Source organism: Streptomyces sp. NPDC004435 (genome assembly GCF_042873895.1).
GTDB lineage: Bacteria > Actinomycetota > Actinomycetes > Streptomycetales > Streptomycetaceae > Streptomyces.
Map to the genome: position 1 here is coordinate 26,405 of NZ_JBIAMB010000014.1, position 19,369 is coordinate 45,773.

Annotated in this window: 11 protein-coding genes; 2 read left to right on the plus strand and 9 right to left on the minus strand. The window is 73.3% G+C overall.

Annotated features, from left to right (window positions below; genetic code table 11):
• Positions 1 to 48 precede the first annotated feature (48 nt).
• From ACFYT9_RS24595 to ACFYT9_RS24605, 3 genes are read right to left on the minus strand one after another with little or no spacing between them, the layout of a single operon-like run.
• Positions 49 to 642, minus strand: coding sequence for a TetR/AcrR family transcriptional regulator (locus ACFYT9_RS24595; protein WP_387271175.1), 594 nt, complete (start codon positions 640 to 642; stop codon positions 49 to 51).
• A gap of 60 nt (positions 643 to 702) precedes the next feature.
• Complete coding sequence (locus ACFYT9_RS24600; protein WP_389167235.1) at positions 703 to 2,742, minus strand: N-6 DNA methylase; 2,040 nt, start codon at positions 2,740 to 2,742, stop codon at positions 703 to 705.
• Between the two features lie 10 nt (positions 2,743 to 2,752).
• Entirely contained in the window at positions 2,753 to 5,302 is a 2,550-nt protein-coding gene (locus ACFYT9_RS24605; protein WP_389167238.1) for a DUF262 domain-containing protein, read from the minus strand.
• 273 nt (positions 5,303 to 5,575) lie between these two features.
• Between ACFYT9_RS24605 and ACFYT9_RS24610 the strand changes: the two genes are divergently transcribed.
• Entirely contained in the window at positions 5,576 to 10,780 is a 5,205-nt protein-coding gene (locus tag ACFYT9_RS24610) for an AAA domain-containing protein (protein ID WP_389167241.1), read from the plus strand.
• Positions 10,781 to 10,827: 47 nt separating this feature from the next.
• Here ACFYT9_RS24610 and ACFYT9_RS24615 read toward each other — a convergent pair whose 3' ends face one another.
• The 4 genes from ACFYT9_RS24615 to ACFYT9_RS24630 form a co-directional block, all read right to left on the minus strand.
• Positions 10,828 to 12,999 (minus strand): UvrD-helicase domain-containing protein, encoded by a 2,172-nt coding sequence (locus ACFYT9_RS24615; protein ID WP_389167244.1) that lies wholly within the window; start codon positions 12,997 to 12,999, stop codon positions 10,828 to 10,830.
• Positions 13,000 to 13,113: 114 nt separating this feature from the next.
• On the minus strand, positions 13,114 to 13,677 hold the full coding sequence (locus tag ACFYT9_RS24620) for an exonuclease domain-containing protein (RefSeq protein ID WP_389167247.1): 564 nt from the start codon (positions 13,675 to 13,677) through the stop codon (positions 13,114 to 13,116).
• Positions 13,678 to 13,734: 57 nt separating this feature from the next.
• Positions 13,735 to 14,418: a GntR family transcriptional regulator gene (locus ACFYT9_RS24625; protein ID WP_389167250.1), complete on the minus strand. Its 684-nt coding sequence runs from the start codon at positions 14,416 to 14,418 to the stop codon at positions 13,735 to 13,737.
• 68 nt (positions 14,419 to 14,486) lie between these two features.
• Positions 14,487 to 15,677 (minus strand): CaiB/BaiF CoA transferase family protein, encoded by a 1,191-nt coding sequence (locus ACFYT9_RS24630; protein WP_389167253.1) that lies wholly within the window; start codon positions 15,675 to 15,677, stop codon positions 14,487 to 14,489.
• 424 nt (positions 15,678 to 16,101) lie between these two features.
• Here ACFYT9_RS24630 and ACFYT9_RS24635 point away from each other — a divergent pair, with 424 nt between their 5' ends.
• Complete coding sequence (locus tag ACFYT9_RS24635) at positions 16,102 to 17,253, plus strand: acyl-CoA dehydrogenase family protein (RefSeq protein ID WP_387271290.1); 1,152 nt, start codon at positions 16,102 to 16,104, stop codon at positions 17,251 to 17,253.
• A gap of 47 nt (positions 17,254 to 17,300) precedes the next feature.
• Here ACFYT9_RS24635 and ACFYT9_RS24640 read toward each other — a convergent pair whose 3' ends face one another.
• Positions 17,301 to 17,804, minus strand: coding sequence for an FBP domain-containing protein (locus tag ACFYT9_RS24640; RefSeq protein WP_389167256.1), 504 nt, complete (start codon positions 17,802 to 17,804; stop codon positions 17,301 to 17,303).
• A 70-nt stretch (positions 17,805 to 17,874) separates the two neighbouring features.
• Complete coding sequence (locus tag ACFYT9_RS24645) at positions 17,875 to 19,341, minus strand: PLP-dependent aminotransferase family protein (protein WP_387271189.1); 1,467 nt, start codon at positions 19,339 to 19,341, stop codon at positions 17,875 to 17,877.
• Between the last annotated feature and the right edge of the window lie 28 nt (positions 19,342 to 19,369).

Consider the following 19,369-nt stretch of genomic DNA (forward strand, 5'->3'; position numbering starts at 1 on the left):
ATGACCTACTGGTGATCGTGGAGGCCCGCCCGCCCCTTCCTCCGACCGTCACCCCTCGATCAGCCGAACCAGCTGATCAGCCGTCAACTCCAGTTGCTCCGCGGCGGCTTCCTCGTCCCGCAGCACCAGGTACTGGAGCGTCATCCCGTCCACCGCGGCCGCCAGATGCCGGGCCAGCGTCGCCACCGGCACCTTCGGCTCGGCCCCGCGCACCGCCCCCACCTGCTCCACCAGCACGGTCGCCGACCGCACGTACTGCTCGTACTGCGCCCGGGCCAGATGCTCGAACCCGGGCTCCCGCAGCGCGTACTGGGTGAGGTCGTACGTCAGCATGTGCTGGCCCGGATGCGCGGTCACGTCCTCCCAGTACGTGAGCAGCGCCGCCCGCACCGTCTCGCTCAGCGTCGCCCGCGGCTCCACCGCCTTCATCACCCGCGCCACGTAGTCGCCGATGATCGTCTCGATGGCGGCTTCGAGGAGGGCCTGCTTGGAGTCGAAGCAGTAGTGGAAGACGCTCAGCGAGACACCGGCCTCCGCGGCGATCGACCGCGTGGTGGTCCTGGCCACCCCGTCCCTGGTCATCGCCCTGATCGCCGCCTCCACCAGCTGCCGACGCCGCTCCGCCGACGACATCCGCCCCATGCTGCCTCCTCGTGTCCGGGCGTCAGGGTAACCGCCGCCGTCCGCGCGGTGCCGGGCGTCTCAGCCCGCTGAACCGACGCGGCCGCCGGCAGCGAGGAGGTCGGTGAGCTCGTCCCGCAGTCCTCCGCCGAGCCGTCCGGCCCGGGTGAGCATCCCGTCGAGCGCCGAGAGCCGCCGGAAGACCTCCGCGTACAGCTCCTGCTCGTCCAGGGGCAGCCGGGGTACCCGGAGCCGTCGGACGTCGATCCGCGCCGCGCCGGAGACATGGGTGCCCGCCCGCCTGCCGTTGGCCGGAGCCCTCAGACACCCGGCGAGGAAGTGGGCGTCGAGCCGTCCCGGGGCGGCCCGCAGTGCGTACAGCTGCGGGCCGAGTGCGAGTGGGGGCCCGGAGTGCACCCACGCGCGGAAGGCCCGGGCGGTGCCCACCACCACGACGTCGCCCTCCTCCGCCACCGCGAGCCCCGAAGCCGGGGGAACGCGCTCCACCGGAGCGCCGCCCCGCACCACGTCACGCACCGTCAGGAGGGGGACGAGCCCGTCGTCCGTCGCCGGTCCGGTCCGGTCCGAGGGCTGCCGGCCCGCGCGCAGGGTCAGGACCCCGGCCTTGACGAGCTCGCCCAGCGTGAACGTGCCCGGAGAGCGGACCTTCTCGCACGCGAACTCCGCCAGGGTCCGGCTCAGCTCGGCCCCCTCGTGGAGCAGCAGGGCGAGCTCCTCCCACGAGGCGGGGAGCTCCGTGCCGTCCGGCCCGGCGCCGGCGCCGGGACCCACACGGTGCGCCGGAGCGAGATCGACGTCCTCGTCCAGGAGGTCGAGCGGCGAGAGCCGCGCCGCGCCCACGGGCAGCGGTGCCTGCGGCGCGTCGAGGACGTCGACGGCCGTGTGGACCGCCGCCGCCAGCGCCGCCCAGTCGGCCCCCGGCCGGTGACCGTCCGGAGCCGCGAAGCGGGCCGCGTCGACGAACAGCACCCCCGCGTCCGGCCGGCCGCCCCCCTCCGGTGCGGTCGGCGGCCTGCCCGCCCACACGGCCCTGCCCTCCGGTACCGCCCGCAGCACCCACAGCAGCAGCGTGCTCCCGTACGGCGGGGCGCAGCCGGGCGGGAGCGAGACCACCGCGCGCAGCACGCCGTCGCGCACCAGCGAGGCCCGGATCCGTCGTCCCGCCCGGCGGGAGGCGACCGCCGCCGGGACGAGGACGACCGCCGCGCCGCCCGGCCGCAGCCGGCCCACCAGATGCTGGACCCACGCGAGTTCGGATTCGGTACGCGGGGGCAGCCCGTGTGTCCAGCGGGCGTCGGCCGCCAGTTCCTCGTGCCCCCAGTCGGGGTCGTTGAACGGCGGACGGCACAGGGCGATGTCGGCACGCGCCCCCTGATGGGGATCGGCACGCAGGGCGTCCGCCGTCACGACGTCCACCCGGGTGCCCCGGGCGTGGCTCTCGAACCCCAGCCGGGCCGTCGCCAGCGAGGACAGCGAAGGGTCCCGGTCGCAGCCCAGCAGCTCCAGACCGGGGCCGGTGTACGCGTGGGCGGCCGCCGCCAGGAGGAGTCCGGAACCACAGGCCGGGTCGAGGACCACCAGCGGGACCTCCCGGCGATCCGCCCGCGCGTCGAGGGCGACCCGCGCCATGAGGGAGGCGAGCTGGGGCGGAGTCGTGCTCAGCTGGCGCACATGGGCGTCCAGCCAGCGCCCCAACAGGAACTCGAAGGTCTCGCGGGCGCCCTCGTCGCGCCCGATCCGGGCCGCCTCCCGGGCCAGCTCCGACGCGGCCGGGGCGAGACCCGCGGGGGCCGGACCGGACGGTGCCTCCTGCATCCGGCGGGCCGCCTCGGCGATCGCCCGCCCCGACTCCTCCCTGCTCCCGAGCGCCTCGAACCGGGGCCACAGCAGCTCGCGGGCCCCGGCCTCCCGAAGCTTCCCGTGGTCGCGCAGCCAGCGCTCCACCTCGGCGAGCGAGAACAGCGGGGCCGCGTCGGATCCGCCGGCCCGGGTGGGGAAGGAGCCGTGCCGGCGCCGCCAGTTGCTCACCGCGGCCCGCCCCACCCCCGCGATGCGGGAAACCTCCGCGAGGGTGACCAGGACGCCGTCGGACGCGCTCACCGGAAGGTACTCAGACCCTTCGGGCGAGGTCCAGGGCCGCCGTGTGCACGAACCAGTCGAGCACCTCGGAGACCTCGTGCCCGTGCTCGGCGAAGACCTGCACGGGGAACGAAGGGCGCAGCTCCAGCTTCGCCTCCGGCAGATCGACGCCTTCGATCCGGTTGAGCCGTCGGAGCAGCTCGCGACGCTGCTCCGAGTCGTCGAACGGAGCCCGGTCCTTCAGGTACTGGAACACGACCTCGACCGTGCCGGTCACCGGGTAGATGGCGAACGGCCAGAGCAGGTGCGGCCGGAGGCTCGTGCCGGCGTCCAGGGTGGGGAAGCAGCTCGTCTCGTCATGCCGGCCGTAGTCGAGATGGCCACCCTGGGTGCGCCAGAAGTCCAGCGTCTCCAGCAGCCCGTCCGCCGCCTCCGGCCAGTGCTCGCGCAGCCGGCTCCGGAAGCGCTCGGCGGCCTCCGCGTTCTGGCCCTCCGGCAGCGGATCGGCCGCCGAGGCCCCCGCGACGTCCTTGCCGAGCAGCGTGGCCAGTTCGGCGGCGGTCAGGCGCTGCGCGCGGTGGGCGCGCCCCGAGGGGTCGAAGCGTACGCCCTCCTCCTGGAGCAGCTCCTGCGGCGGGCGGCGGTCGCTCCCCTCCGGCCAGTGGAAGGAGGCCGAGACCTTGCCCTCGGCCGTCAGGACTCGATGTGCGCCCATCGCCGAGGCATGGGTGCCGAGATAGGTGCCGACGGGCACCGGATGGCTGCCGATCAGTTCGGCGACGTCGCCGTACGTGGTCCAGCTGCCGCTCGGCATGGCGACGAGGGCGGCCCGCAGCTCCGACCAGCCGGACCACTCGTCCCCCGTGGGCCGCACGCCGCCGATCGGACCGGGCCACAGCTCCACGGCCCGGTCCGAGAGGCGTTCCGCGCGGGCCGTGATCTCGGCCTTGCCCCAGCGCTCCGAGGCGGCGATCTCCAGGTTCATGCGCAGCGCGCTGCCTTCGAGGATCTGCTGCTTGCGCTGGAAGGGATGGTTCGACAGCTTGGCGTTGTCGCCGGTCAGGGTCAGGTTGCCGAGGGTGTGCACCAGCAGGTCGTGGAGCTCCTGCGGGGACTGGCCGGCCTCCGTCTCCTCGGCGAGGAGGTCGAACCAGGCCGGAGCGGGCCGCTGCGGCAGCACGTGCTCCACGCTGAGCGACGCCTTGTCGAAGTCGACCGGCTCGCTCGGCCGGTAGCTCTCCTCCAGGCGGCGGAGGATGAAGCCCCGCTGCGGGGGGCGCCCGCTCCAGTAGAAGGGCTTGCCGAGGATCGCGGAGCGCAGCTCCTCGTCGCTGGGCCAGCGTCGGCGGCGGGCGGAGAGGAAGCGCCGGACCGCCTCCGCGGCCGGTCGGTCCGTCTCCAGCTCCTTCGGCGCGTCCATGAAGATGCGGTTCACGCCGGTCGTCGGGGTCTGGCAGATCAGCCGTCGCACGAGGTACGACTCCACGTAGCGCAGCGCCGCCGCCGCGTCCTCCGGCGTCGTGACGCCCGCGTCGACGAGGTCGAGCAGATGGAGCGCGAGGGGGTAGTGCGTCGAGCCGCCCCAGGCGGTCAGCCGCTCCAGTGCCGCACGCAGCGGGGCGGAGGGTTCCAGCGACGGGTCGACGATCCTGCGGAACCGGGCGCCCCGGGAGGCCAGTTCGGCGATCTCGCGTCGCAGGGCGTCCTCGTCGCCCGCGAGGGGCTGGAGCCGCTTCTGCTGCTCGCGGTAGATCTCGCTCTGCTTCGTCTTGTGGTGCCCGCGGACCACCAGATCGAGCCAGACGAGCAGTTCGAGGTTCTTCGGTCCGAGGCTCTGCTGCATGGGCAGCCACAGCTCCTGGTAGACCCGTTCACCCCGCTTGGGCAGCAGCATGAAGACGTAGTTGCGCAGCAGGTCGCTCTGGCTCAGACCGACGCCTGTGTTGTTGATGGACTCGAAGATCCGGTACACGTTGTCCCCGGACTCCGCGGTGATCTCCACGATCGACAGCAGGTCCTTGAGGGCGTTCTCCACCGTACCGATCCAGCGGGCGTCGTCGGTGGCCTCCTGCCCCTCGGCGAGCGCACCCCGGAAGAACCGGTACGCCGCACCGATGTTGCCGCTCCCGCTGGCCTGGGGGCTGGACGCCACGCAGGCGGTGTACGCGTCGCGGTCGGCCTGCGTCGGCAGCAGCCGGTAGTGGTCGAGCCCCTCGTGGAACTCGTTCACCAGGACCTGGCGGTGCACCCGGTCCGCGGCCCGGGTCTCACCCTGGTCGTTCAGGTGGTCGCGCAGCGCGGTGAACGCGAGCATCAGCGTGGTGAGCCGCTGCTGCCCGTCCACCACGAGCCAGCGCTGGACACCACCGGCCTGGATCTGACCCGGCGCCAGGACGACGGAGCCGAGGAAGTGAGGGGCAGCCGACTCGCCGGCGAGGTGTTGGTCGACGAGCTCGCCGAGATCCTCCCAGAGACGGCGCAGCTGCTCCGCCCCCCAACTGTACGTCCGTTGGTAGAGCGGGACCTGGAACTGCTTGTCCCCCTGGACGAGCTTGAGGAAGGTGATCTCCTGAGCACGCATGCGCGTCCTTTCCCGTTCCGGCCCGGCCGATCCGTCCGCCCGGGGAATCTACCGTGAACACAGCCGTCCCGGACCGCCGGGCGGGACGAACAGCCAGGTGCTCACGGTGATCTCCGGTTTCCGGTACGTGACATCGCCCTGCTGCTACGCTCCCCGCGTGTGCTGAGTACACGCCAGATTCCGGGCGTGCCGAGGGTGTCGCGCGCCGCACGCGTGCACCGGGCCGGCCGCCCGAGCACCCGGTCCGGGTCCGGACAACGAAGGAGAGCCCCCATGCCCTCGACCGCCGACCGGCAGGCCGACGAGAGCGACGCCCTGCGCGTCCGGCAGATCTTCCGCTTCCTCGCCGAGGCGGAGGAGTCCAGGACCCGCCCGGTCCGCACCCTCGACGGGGCGGCCGGCACGGTTTGGTTCGACGAACTCCCCACCGGACCCGGAGTCGCGGTCATGATCGACGGAGCCCTCGCCGTCGACGACCCCGCCTGGCTCACCGTGGAGCGCCCCGACCGCGAGGAAGCCCCGTCGCTCGCGGCTCTCCTCGCCCCCTGGGTCGACGAGACCCGCGTCCGGGACTTCCGGCAGCCCCGCGCCCCGCACCTGCGCCGCAGGATCGAACCCGACCTCCCCGACTGGTCCTCCGGCATCCCGCTGGAGAAGTCCTACCGCGAACTCGACCAACACCCGCGCCGGGAACGGATCGAGAAGCTGTACGCGACCTGGGAGCAGGACTGGCTCGGCTGGGCCGAACGCCGCCGTGCCGTGGACCCCCTCGTCCGCCTCTACGACCGGCTGCACAAGATGCACGAGGACGCCGCGGCCCTGGGGGAGGCGTACGAACTGGTCCTCGGCCTCGGCCGGCTGACCTGGCAGACCACCGGCGGCCAGCGCGTCGAGCGCCACCTCCTGACCCACCGCGCCTCCCTCAGCCTCGACCCGGCGACCGGCACCCTCACCGCCGCGCCCGACCCGACGGCCGTCGGGATGGAGCTGGAGGAGGGCATGCTCGACGGCTCCCAGCACGTGCCCGGAGCGGTCAGGGAGAGCATCGTCGGCGTCCTCGAAGAGGCGTCCGACGCCACGGACCCGGACCAGCTCCACGCGGTCCACACGGCCCTGCGCAGCTGGGTGAACGCCGCCCACAGCGCGGGCGGCTACCTGCCGGGCATCGAGCGGGCGAAGGCACGCGACCTGGACGTCCCCCAGGTCGGCCTCACCCCCGCGCTGGTCCTGCGCGAGCGCAACCGCCGTTCCACCCTGGACGCCCTCAAGGGCATAGCCCGCCAGATAGACGGGGGGACACCGCCCACCGCGCTCCTCGCGCACATAGCCGGGCGCGACGGCGCCCTGACCGCCGCCGACCTCGCTGCCACCGAGGCCGACGGCACCGGGACCGGCAGCGGCGAGATGTACTTCGCCCTCCCGGCCAACGAGGAGCAGCGCACGATCGCCGAGCGCCTCCGCGCCAACCGTCTCGTCGTCGTCCAGGGCCCGCCCGGCACCGGCAAGACCCACACCATCGCCAATCTGGTCACCGACCTCCTCGCCCAGGGCAAGCGCGTCCTCATCACCAGCCACACCCCCCGCGCCCTCCGAGTGCTCCGCGACAAGCTGCCCGAGTCGGTGCGCGACCTGTGCGTCAGCCGTACCGAGGACGGCGCCGCCGCGCAGCGCGAGCTGGAGGCATCGGTCCAGAAGATCCTGAGCTCGTACGCCGGGTACGACCAGAAGGCGTCCGAGCAGCAGATCAGGACCCTCCAGAGCCGGCTCGCGGCCGCCCGGACGGCCCAGCGGACCGTGCTGCGCGACCTGGCCGCCCTCCGGAACCAGGAGACCCACCGCTTCGAGGCCGAGATCGGCGACTACCGCGGCAGCCTCCAGGAGATCGCCGGACGCCTCGCCGCGGAGGCGGACGCCCACGCGTGGATCGGTACCGTCCCCGCGGAGCGGCCCGCCCTCGCCGCGGACGAGGCCCTCCGCCTCCTCCACGCCACCCGAGCCTTCACCCCGCACCACCGGAGCCTGGCCGCCGAGGTCCCCGAAGCCTCCGAACTCCCCGGCCCGCTGGATTTCGAGGAGGCCGTCGGCGAGGTGCGGTCCGCCGAGGAGGCACACGCCGCGGTCCGCCAGGACCCGCTGAGCGACCGCCACGACGCGGCGGTCCGCGGACTCACCGAGGAGGAGCGGCAGCGGCTCTCCGACGCCCTCGACGCCTTCGCGACGAGCCGGGTCCGCGCCCGGAGCCTCACGGCGGCCGCAGGCCCCTGGGCGGCTCCCCTCCTCGCCGAGGCCGTCGCCGGACAGGACTGGCAGACCCGCGCCCGGCACACCGCCGTCGTCGAGACCCTGACGTCCGCCGACACCGCCCTGCTCACCCTGGGCGGCGCGCTGGTCAGCGGCCTGGAACAGCACGCCCCGGCCACCGCGCTCGCCCACGCGACCACCCTCCACGACGGCCTCCGGCAGGGGCAGAAACTGCGCGGCCCCTTCGGGACGCGCACCAAGCTGGCCAAGGCGGTGGGCTCGTTCGTGGAAGACGTCCGGGTCGACGGACGGCCCCCCGAGGACGCCGACACCGCCGGCGTCGTCCTCGCCCGCGCCCAGCTCGAAGTGCGACTCGCCCAGTACGAGTCGGCCTGGACCACCACCGGAGCGCCCTGGCAGGGGCACGGTCCACGGGTCGCCCGCCTCCGCCAGGAGGCCGAGGCGCTCACCGCCGTCCTCGACGTCGCCGCCCGGCGCACCGACGTCCTCACCGCGGCCGCCACCTCCCCCGAGCTCACCGTGGCCGCCTGGCACGAGGAGGACGTCGAACACGCCGTACGGGCGCTGCTCCGCGCGGCCACCACCCTGCGCGCCGCCGAGCGCTCGCGCCGGCTCATCGCCCGCGCCGAGGAACTGCTTCGTGACTGGAGCGAGCGCCCCGGCGTCTCACCGGCCGTGGCCCGGGCCCTCGACGCCGTACGCTCCCAGAACCCCGACGGATACCGGGGGTTCAGCGAGGAGATGGCCGAGATCAGGGAGGCGTCCCGGCTGCGCGCCGCCCGTCACGAGGCGCTCGGCCGCGTGACGGAGGCGTTCCCCTCGCTCGCCGAACGGATCACGCGGACACCCGACGATCTCGCCTGGGACGAACGCCTGCCCTCCCTCGCCGCCTCCTGGGCCTGGTCCGCCTGGCGCGACCGGATGGAAAGGCTCACCGATCCGGACGCCGAGCGGTCCCTGAGGCAGCAGCTGACCGAGGCCGACGACGAGGCGAGGATCATGCTGGGCCGGCTCGCGTCCGCGCGCGCCTGGCACCGCTGCCTCGGGCTGCTCACCGGCGACCAGTCGCGTGCGCTCAGCGCCTACCAGCAGGCCGCCCGCCGGATCAAGGGCAAGTACCAGCACCGCTACCGCCGCGACGCCCAGGCCGCGCTCCGCAAGGCCCAGACCGCCGTACCGGCCTGGATCATGCCGCTGCACCAGGTGGCGGAAACCGTGCCGATGGACCGGCCCGGAATCTTCGACGTCGTCATCGTCGACGAGGCGAGCCAGTCCGGGCTGGAGGCCATGCTGCTCAGCTGGCTCGCCGACCGCATGGTCGTCGTCGGCGACAGCAAGCAGGTCAGCCCCTCCAACGTCGGCCTCAGGCAGGACGAGTACTTCCATCTGCGCGACAGGCTGCTGACCTCGCTCGACGACGACATCCGCAGCCTCTTCGGGCCGGAGTCCAGCTTCTTCGATCTCACCGAGGCCCTGTCCGCCGGCCGGGGCACCCTCATGCTGAAGGAACACTTCCGGTGCATGCCGGAGATCATCTCCTTCTCCAACGGCCTCTGCTACAACGGCGATCTCCAGCCACTGCGCCAGTACGGAGCGGACCGCCTGCCGCCGGTGCGCACCGTGCACGTCGAGCGGGGCGCGGCCCACGGCACGAGCGGCCGCCTGGCGAACACCGCCGAGGCCGAGGCGCTGGTGGCCGCGATGGCCCGGTGCTGCGCCGACCCCGCCTACGCCGGGCGGACCATGGGTGTGATCAGCCTGAGAGCCAGCAAGGCGCACCTCGCCGAGCTGGAGAACCTGATCGCCGAGCGCATCGACTACGAGCAGCGCGAGGAACGCCGGATCCGCGTGGGCGACGCCGAGGACTTCCAGGGCGACGAACGGCACGTCATGTTCGTCTCCTGCGTCAACTCGCCCACCACCGCGGCCGGAAATGTTCCGGGCGGCTTCAACGGGAAGACCTACGAACAGCGCCTGAACGTCGCCGCGTCGCGTGCCCAGGACCAGCTGTGGGTGTTCCACAGCGCCCGGCCGGAGCAGTTCCACGAGAACGACCTCAGGCGGCGCTGGCTGGACGACCTCACCCGACCCGCCGAGGAGGAGACGGAGGCGGTCGCGGGCGTGGTCCTGCCGGACGTCCGCCACCCCGCCTTCGACAGCCTCTTCCAGCAGCAGGTCTACCTGGAGCTGGCCGGGCGCGACTACCGGGTGCGGCCCGGCTACCGCGTGGGGCGCCACGCGATCGACCTGGTCGTCGAGGGCGGTACGCGGCGCCTCGCCGTCGCCTGTGACGGGGACGCCTTCGCCGAGGGCGAGGACGCGTCGACCGCCGCCGCGCGCCAGCGGGACCTCGAAAGGGTCGACTGGACCTTCGTGCGCATCCGGGGCAGCCGCTTCCACCTGGACCGCGAGCAGGCCCTGGCCCCGCTCTGGGCGGAGCTGGACCGGCTGGGGATCGAGCCCGCGGCCGAGGCACCCGAGGCATCCGAGGGATCCGAGGCGCTCCTGGACCCGGTGGTGGCCGCCGTCGAACAGGACCGGCCCGCCCAGGCCGTCCCTCCGGTCCCGGCCGCCTCTCGTCCGGAGCACGCGTCGCCCGAGCCGATCGCGGTGGCCGCCCCGGATCCGGCGGACGAACCGGATCCGGCGGACGAACCGGATCCGGCGAACCGTCGGGATCCGGTGGACGAACCAGCCGCACCGGCGGCCGGGCCCGTCGAGTCCAAGGGCGCGACGGCACCCCGTGCTCCCGGGGAGTTCCCCGTACGCACCGTCCCGGCAACCGTCTTCCGCCGCCTGCTGGGGGAGATGCAGCAGCTCCAGCTGGCCGTCGACGCGCCGGAGGAGGCGCCCCCGGCCGGCACCGACGCGGCGAACCTGGTCTTCCTCCGCAAGACGCTGGCCGACCAGCGCGACCGGCGGACCCGGCGCATCGCGTTCCTGCGGCGGTTCCTCGACGCGGTCTCGGTCGACGGAGCGGCGACCGCCCCGACGTCGGTCGTGCCCGGCGCGCTGCTCGTGCTCGAGTTCGACGGACGGACCGACGCGGGGACGGTCTACACCGTCGCGGAACTCCCCTCCGACGGAGCCGAGATCATCTCGCCCGCCACCCCGCTCGGCCAGGCCCTGCTGTGGGCGGAGCCGGGCCGACACGTGGAGTACACCGACGTCAGGAAGCAGCGGCACACGGTCGTCGTCCGGGAGATCCGCGCCTGAACGCGCGGCTCGTCGCCGGAGCCTCTCCGTGGGGGCCCCGGCGACCGTCAGTCCGCCACCGGATCGAGGAGGGGGCTGCGCCGCCCGCTCCAGGAGACGGCCAGCGCGTCCCTCGCGCGCGTGCACGCGACGAACAGCAGACAGTGCTCGGCGAGAAGGTCCCGCTGGTGCTGGAGGGGATCCACCTCGGCCGGGGTCACCTGCGGGGCGAACGGCAACACCGCGGACGTCACTCCCACGACGGCCACACACCGGAACTCCAGCCCCTTCATCGCGTGCATCGTCGCCACGCGCACCCCGGACACCCCCGGGCCGGGGTCGTCCTTGACCGACACCGCCGGCACACCCTCCCTGCGCAGCCGCGCGATCACCGCGTCGACGAGCGTGTTGAACCGGGCGCACACCGCGATCTCGGACGGTTTGATCCCGTCCTGGTCGATCCACACCCGGATCTGCTCCACCAGCGCGCGCAGTTCCTCCTCCTGACCGGAGTGACCGCGCGCCGAGGGGATCCGGCCGCGCAGCTCCGACCGGTAGCCGCGCAGGGAGTCCGCACCGGCGTCCTCGTCGTCGTCCTCGCCGAGCCGTCCGATCCGGTGGCTGTCGAGCAGCGACGCCGACCAGCGCAGGATCTCCTCCGTGCTGCGGTAGTTGACGCGGAGGCGCTGGGCGCGACCCCGCACGTGGACACCGAGCGAGCGCAGCGACACCCGGGAGTCGTAGATGCGCTGGTGCGGGTCGCCCACGAGGAAGATGTCGTCCGACTGCGGTGCCACACAGGCCCGCAGTACCCGCCACTGGGCGGGATGCAGGTCCTGGGCCTCGTCGACGACCACGTGCCGGTACCGCGGCCCCCGCTCGCCGAGCAGTCGCGCGGCCCGGTCGCAGAGCTGGGTGTACGTCGCCGAGTCGCGTGACGCGAGGTCCGCGTCGAAGCGCTCCATCACCCGCCACAGCCGGGCCCGCTGCACCCGCCCCACCTGGGTGCCGCGGCCGCGCCGGACACAGCTCAGATACTCCTCCGGGGACCTCAGCCCCTGCGCGAGGACGACGTTGCGGTACTCCTGGGACAGGAACTGTTCCGTCCAGGGCAGTTCCTCGCGAGCCATCGCGCGTGTCCAGGCGGTTCGCTCCGCGGCGGCCGACAGCGGCTTCGGCGACCGACCCTGCGTCTCCCGGACCACCCGCGCCGCCAGCGAGTCGACCGTGGTGACGTCCACCCGGTCGAGGAGGTGGGCGTCGGCCTGGCCGAGCAGCAGCGCCAGGCTGTCCCGGAGCGCCGCGGCCATGGCGTTGGTGAAGGTGGTGAGCAGGACGCGCTCGCCCTCGGCGCCGGTGCGCAGCAGGTGGCGGACGCGGTGCAGGGCGACCACGGTCTTTCCCGTGCCGGGGCCGCCGGTGAGCTGGGCGGGCCCGTTGAAGCCGGGATGGTGGGCGAAGCGCCGCTGGGCGGGGTGGAGGAAGACGCGCCAGCGCGCCAGGTCTTCGGAGAGGATGCGTTCCAGCTCCCCGGGGCCGGTGACCTCCACGATCCGGTCGGACGTGTTGAGGACCGCCTCGGAGAGGGACACGACGGGCCGTTCGCCGGCGGCGCGCACGGTCTGTCCGCGCGGCGCGATGACCTGTTCCCAGACCTCGTCCGCCGAGTAGCCCGCCGCGAGGTACTCCAGCACCTCGTACTGGTCGGCCGGCATCATCGGCGGAGCCATCACGGTCAGGTCGTCCACCGTGACGCAGACGCGGGCCAGGCGCAGGACCTGGTCGTCGACGCCGAGGTTGTGGAGCACGGTGTCGGAGTGCCTCTCGAAGAGGCGGACCGGGGTGGCTTCCGCCTTCGACTCGAAGTAGGTCTCCATCTGTTCGAGGGCTTCCACATTGCGGACCTCCAGGGCGCCCGTGGCGCCGTTCACCGAGTAGGCACGCTTCACCGCCCAGTTGATGGCGTCGTCGTGCGCGGCCACGCGCAGCAGGGTGTAGAGGTCGCTGCCGTCGTCCGGCGCCAGCAGGACGCCCCGGTGGAACCGCGTGATGCGGATCGTCCGGATCCGGCGGTCGCGGGCCCGCTCCAGCTTCTCCAGGTGGAGGCCCTTGCTGGCGTGGAGTTGGTGGACCGTCATGCTCCGGAACATCTGGATGGCTTCGTTGACCTCCTTCTGCACGGGCCTCTGCAGGGTGATGAGGTCGGCGACGAAGTCCTCGGAGAGGGCGAGTCGTGGCATGGCAGTCCTTGGAGCGCGCGACGGGCGGTGATCGGGGACAGCCTAGACAGCGGGCCTGGAGCGGACGAGGTTCCTTCGGGCCATGGACGGGCCCGCCTCAGGACCCGCGCCGGCTCACGGCCAGGCGTTGCGCCGCGCGAGGTCCAGGACCAGGGCGCCGATGTTCCAGGCGTCGTCCTCGCCGCTGTGGTGGCGGCCTTCCAGGGGGAGGCCGGCGTGGGTGAGGGCCTGGGCCATGCCGGGGCGGCGGGGGAGGGCGTGGGCCTCGGTGAAGACCGCCTTCGCGTTGGTGTGCCGGCGGCCGAAGGGGTAGGGGGTGCGGGTCGCCTCGCACTGGCGGGTGAACTGCTTGCGGTCGTAGTCGCCCCAGCTGGCCCAGGGGCGTACGCCGGCGGCGTGGTCCCGGGCGAGGACGCGGCAGGCGGTCGCGAAGTCGACTCCGGTGTCCACCTCCGCCTGGGTGAGGCCCGTCAGCTCGGTGCAGAAGGCGCTGACGCGGGAGCGGGCGGGGCGGACCAGGATCCGGTGGCGGCCCACCCGTTCACCCGCGGCCAGATCCACGACGGTCAGCCCGATCTCGATGATCTCGTTGACCTGTCCGGGCGGCGGGGCCGTGTCCCAGCAGGTGGCCTCGACGTCGACGACGTTGAGGAGATGGCGGGGGTCGCGGGATTCCATGCGGGGAGCGTAGGAGGCGGGGCGGGGGCGTGGCACCTAAATTTCGGGAGGGATTCCTCAGTCCTCCTCCGGAGCCGTCTCCGGAGCCAGCACCTTGCGCAGGGCCGCGACCGCGTGGGCGCGGTGGTCGTCGAGCCAGCGGACGGCGGAGTCCTTGTCGCACTCGCGGAGGGCGGAGAGGACCGCGCGGTGCTCATGGACGGCTTGGGCGCGGTGGGCGGGGTCGGTGTAGTAGAGGGAGCGGTAGGCGTCCGTGGAGTCCCACAGGGTGGTGATCATGCGGACGAGGCGGGGCATGCCACAGGCGTCGATCAGGGTGAAGTGGAAGCGGCGGTTGGCCTCGGCCATGGCCTTCACGTCGCCGGCCCGGGCGGCGCGCTCGACCTCGTGGTGGATGGCCGCCAGGGTGTCCGTCAGGCCCTCCGGGCCGACGTCCATGGCGCGCAGGACGGCCTCGGTCTCCAACAGGGCGCGGATGCGGTAGATCTCCTCCAGGTCGGCGAGGGACAGCTCGGCGACGAAGTAGCCGCGGTGCACGTGGTGGACGACCAGGCCCTCGGCCTCCAGCGCCTTGAGGGCCTCCCGGAGCGGGACGCGGCTCACCTCCAGGCGGGCGGCGAGCGCGTCCTGCCGGATCGGCGCGCCCGGCCGGAGCTCGCCGCCGGTGATGGCGCTCCGCAGCTCCCCCAGGACGAACTGCTGGGCCGTCTGGGGCCGTCGCCTCTCCACCGTGCCGCTCATGATCCGGTCTTCCCTCCGTGTCGCCTGCGCACCGGCGGTCCTCGTTGCCGTCGGTGACCGTCATCTTCCTACGGTTCTGAGGTCCGCGATCGAGTTGTCCACAGGTGGGATTCGGCCAGCACCTCGTCGGTGTGCTCACCGAGCCGCGGGGGAGCGGAGCGGTACACGGGAGGGGTCGTGCCGAAGCGGACCGGGTGCGCGACCTGGCCGGGCCCGGCGGCCCCGTCCGGAAGCCGGGTGCCGAGCCCCAGCCTGTCGGCCAGCGCGAAGGCGCCCGCGAGGTCGTTGATCGGACCGCACGGCACGCCGGCGGCCGTCAGCTCCTCGAACCAGGCGTCGGCCGTGCGCGAGGCCAGCGGTCCGGCGAGCGCCGCCGTCAGCTCCTCGCGGTGGGCGACGCGGGCCGTGTTGGTGGCGAACCGTTCGTCCTCGGCCAGCGCGGGCCGGCCGATCCGCTCGCACAGGGTCCTGAACTGGCGGTCGTTGCCGACCGCGAGGACCAGGGGACGGTCCCGGGCCTCGAAGACCTCGTACGGGGTGATGCTGGGGTGACGGTTGCCCATGGCGCGCGGGACGACCCCGGCGCCGAGGTGGGCGGCGGCCTGGTTGGTGAGGGCGGAGAGCAGCGAGCCCAGGAGCGAGACCTCGACGCGCTGGCCCTCGCCGGTCCGCTCACGGTGCCGGAGAGCGGCGAGGACCCCGAGGCCGGCGTGGAGTCCGGTGATGACGTCGACGAGTGCCACCCCCGCCTTCGTCCCCTGCCCGTCCGGCTCACCGGTGACGCTCATCAGCCCGCCCATGGCCTGGACGAGCAGGTCGTAGCCGGGCAGCGCGGCGCCGCCGTCCGTGCCGAAACCCGTCACCGAGCAGTAGACGAGCCCTGGGTTGGTGCGACGGACCTCCTCGAACCCGAGTCCCAGCTTCTCCATCGTCCCGGGGCGGAAGTTCTCCACCAGGACGTCGGCCCGTTCGACGATCGCCCGCGCCGCGGCCAGACCCTCGGGATCGGTGAGGTCGAGGGCGACGGACCGCTTGTTCCGGTTGACCCCGAGAAAGTACGTCGCCTGCCCGTCCGCGAACGGCGGGCCCCAGGCGCGGGTGTCGTCCCCGCCGTCCGGCCGCTCGATCTTGATCACATCGGCGCCGAGGTCGGCCAGGAGCATGGTCATGTACGGGCCGGCGAGGACGCGGCCGAAGTCGGCGACGACGATGCCGGACAGGGCGCCGGGGGCGGCCTCGTGGGGGTGGTCCGTGTGCATTCCGCGCTCCCTGGGTGGGCGGGCCGTCGGATGATGGATCGCGTGCGTCGGATGGTGGATCCGATACGCCGGATCGTGGATCCAGCACATCGGATCCAACATCCCGGATCCCGGATCCCGGATCCCGGATCCCGGATCCCGGATCCCGGATCCCGGATCCCGGATCCCGGATCCCGGATCTTGGATCCCGGATCCCGGATCCCGGATCTTGGATCTTGGATCTTGGATCTTGGATCCAGAAAATTGGAGATTGGATCCAATCGGACCGTAGGGGGCGCGGAGAGGATTTTCAATACTGGATCCAAAATCCAATCTGCGGCTACGCTCGGCACGCCACGCCGAGCACGCACCCTCGTCACAGCCGCCCAGGAGGCCGCCCGTGAAGTCCTCGCCGTCCACCCCCTCGTCCGCCGCCACCCACCCCCTGGCCCTCCTCGCCGTCGACGGTCTGCTCAGCGACGAGGAGCGGGAGATCCGGGCCACCGTCCGGGCCGTCGCGGACCGCGAACTGCGCCCGCACGTCGCCGGATGGTTCGAGAAGGGGGAGGTCCCGGCGCGCGAACTCGCCCGCACGCTCGGCGATCTGGGGGTGCTGGGCATGCACCTGGACGGGTACGGCTGCGCGGGGACCAGTGCGGTGGCGTACGGCCTGGCCTGCATGGAGCTGGAGGCGGTCGACTCGGGCCTGCGCTCCCTCGTCTCGGTGCAGGGCTCGCTCGCGATGTACGCGATCTGGAAGTACGGCTCCGAGGAGCAGAAGCAGCGGTGGCTGCCGAAGATGGCGGCGGGTGAGTACATCGGCTGCTTCGGCCTGACGGAGCCCGACGCCGGCTCCGACCCGGGCGCGATGCGGACGAACGCCAAGCGGGACGGGTCGGACTGGATCCTCAACGGCACCAAGATGTGGATCACCAACGGTTCCGTCGCCGACGTCGCCGTGGTGTGGGCCCGCACCGAGGAAGGCGTCCGCGGCTTCCTCGTCCCGGCCGGCACCCCCGGCTTCAGTGCCCCCGAGATCAAGATGAAGCTGTCGCTGCGGGCCAGCGTGACCGCCGAACTGGTCCTGGACGACGTCCGGCTCCCCGCCGACGCGATGCTGCCCGGTGCGCGGGGGCTCTCGGGACCGCTCGGCTGTCTCAACGAGGCCCGCTTCGGCATCGTCTTCGGCGCACTCGGCGCCGCCCGCGATTGCCTGGAGACCGCGATCTCCTACGCGAAGGACCGCACCGTCTTCGATCGCTCCCTCGCCTCGTACCAGCTCACCCAGCAGAAGCTCGCGGACATGGCCGTGGAGCTCGGCAAGGGCATGCTGCTCGCCCTCCACCTCGGCCGCCTCAAGGACGCGGGCGAGATCACGCCCGAGCAGATCAGCGTCGGCAAGCTCAACAACGTGCGCGAGGCCATCGCCATCGCCCGCGAGTGCCGGACCATCCTCGGAGCCAACGGCATCACCCTCGAGTACCCGGTGCTGCGGCACGCCAACAACCTGGAGTCCGTCCTCACCTACGAGGGCACCAGCGAGGTGCACTCCCTCGTCATCGGCAAGGCGCTCACCGGCGAGCAGGCGTTCCGCTGACCGCCTGAGGGGCCGCGAGGGGCGGCCCGGCCGGGCCGCCCCGGGCTTCAGCCCGCGGTCACGCGCGCGAGGAACCCGTCCAGGTTCTCGATGGCACGTGTCACCCGTTCCTGCACCGAGAGCGTCTCCTCGTGGCGCAGCCCGCGCAGCTTGGGGACGCGCTTGCCGCGCAGGTAGAGGGAGCACGCCAGATCGGCGCAGATGTACACGCCGACCGTGTTCCCCTCCCGGCCGCGCGGTCCCGCCAGCGGGGCCGCCAGCAGCGTCACACCCGACGAGGCGTGCGGGGTCAGGCAGATCTGGCACATGCTCGTCTTGAGGGCGCTGGTCCGGCCCGCCGCAGGCACGCGCAGGGACACACCCAGCGGGCCGTCCTCCCGGGGCACCACCAGATGGGCCCGCAGCGGCGCCCCCGGATCCACCCACCCCAGGAAGTCCAGGTCCTCCCACGGCGTCTCGGCGAAGTCCAGCGGGAGCTTCAGCCGTGCGGCGTCGCCCTTCGTCGCGTTCACGAACGACGAACGGATCTCTTTCTCAGTCAACGGTTCCACTCGTTGGACCGTACAGGTATGTCCGCCGCCGCGGCATCCGGATATTCCGGTGCCACGCGCGCGGCGCCCGTCAGGCCACCCACTCCGGCAGCGCCGGATCCGAGAAGCGCCCCGGGGCTCCCTCCAGGGCCGCCGCCAGCCGCTCCGCCGCCGTCTCGTACACCTCCTCCGGCAGCGTGTAAGGGATCCGCAGCCGGTGCTCGTGCGTGCCGGGATCCACCCCGAACCGCGCACCGCCCTCCACCCGCACCCCGTGCCGCAGCGCCCGCGCCGCCAGCTGCGTCGCCACCGGCCGGCCCAGGTCGATCCACAGGCACATCCCGCCCGGCGGCTCCGACCACCGCCACTCCGGAAGGTGCCGGGCCAGCGCCAGGCCCAGCGCCTCACGCCGCCGCCTCAGCTCCGCCACGCGCGCGTGGACGATCGGCTCCAGCCGCCGCATCAGCGCCACCGCCACCAGCTGGTCGAGCACCGAACCCGACAGGTCGGCGGTGACCCGCGTCCGCGTCAGCTCCGTGATCACCCGCGCCGACGCCCGCACCCAGCCGACCCGCATCCCTCCCCAGCAGCTCTTGCTCAGCGAACCCACCGACACGATCTGCTCCCCGGCGCCGGCCCCGGCCGCCGCCGCGAACGGCGCGGGCGCCGGCACGTCGAGCGCCATGTCGGTGAGCGTCTCGTCCACCACCAGCCAGGTCCCCGTCGCCCGTGCCGCCCGTGCCAGCTCCCGGCCCTGCTCGCGCGGCATCAGCCGCCCCGTCGGGTTGTGGAAGTCCGGGATGAGGTACGCGAGCCGAGGCGCGGTCTGCCGCAGCGCGGCGTCCACGAGCCCGGTGTCCCACCCGCTCTCGGTGACCGGCACCGGCGTCACCCGCATCCCCCGGCCCCGCATGGCGTCGAGGGCGTTGGTGTACGAGGGGTTCTCGGCCAGCACCCGGTCGCCCGGCCGCCCGAACTGCGCGAGCACCAGCGACAGCGCCTGCTGGGCCCCGGTCGTCACCAGGATCTGCTCCGGCCGGGTCGGCAGCCCCCGAGCGGTGTACCGTTCCGCCACCGCGGCCCGCAGCTCCGGCAGGCCGTACGGGTGGTAGCCCGGAGCGCCCGCGAACCGCGGCAGCTCCGCCGCGGCCTCGGCCAGCGCCTCCGTAAGCTCCCGCGGCGCCTGTGGCGAGGCCAGCGCCAGGTCGATCACCTCGTCCGTCGCCTCCGGGTAGAGGCCCAGCGCGGTCGGCGTCTGCCCGTCGGGAAGCGCCGTCCACGTACCCGCGCCGCGCCGGCTGTGCGCGTATCCGCTCTCCCGCAGCAGGTCGTACGCGCCCGTCACCGTCGTCCGGCTCACCTCCAGGACCTGCGCGAGCTCCCGCTCGGCGGGCAGACGCAGCCGGAGCGCCACCCGCCCGTCGAGCAGTGCCTCGCGCACCGCGCGCGCCAGCTCGCGGTAGCCGAACCGCCCCTCCGGCGGCGGGGTGAGCAGCGAGGCGAGCTGGCGGCCCGACAGGGTCCGGTCCGCGGTGTGGACCACACGGCCTTCTGCCATGCCAATCACTCCTTATTGGCTCTGCTGT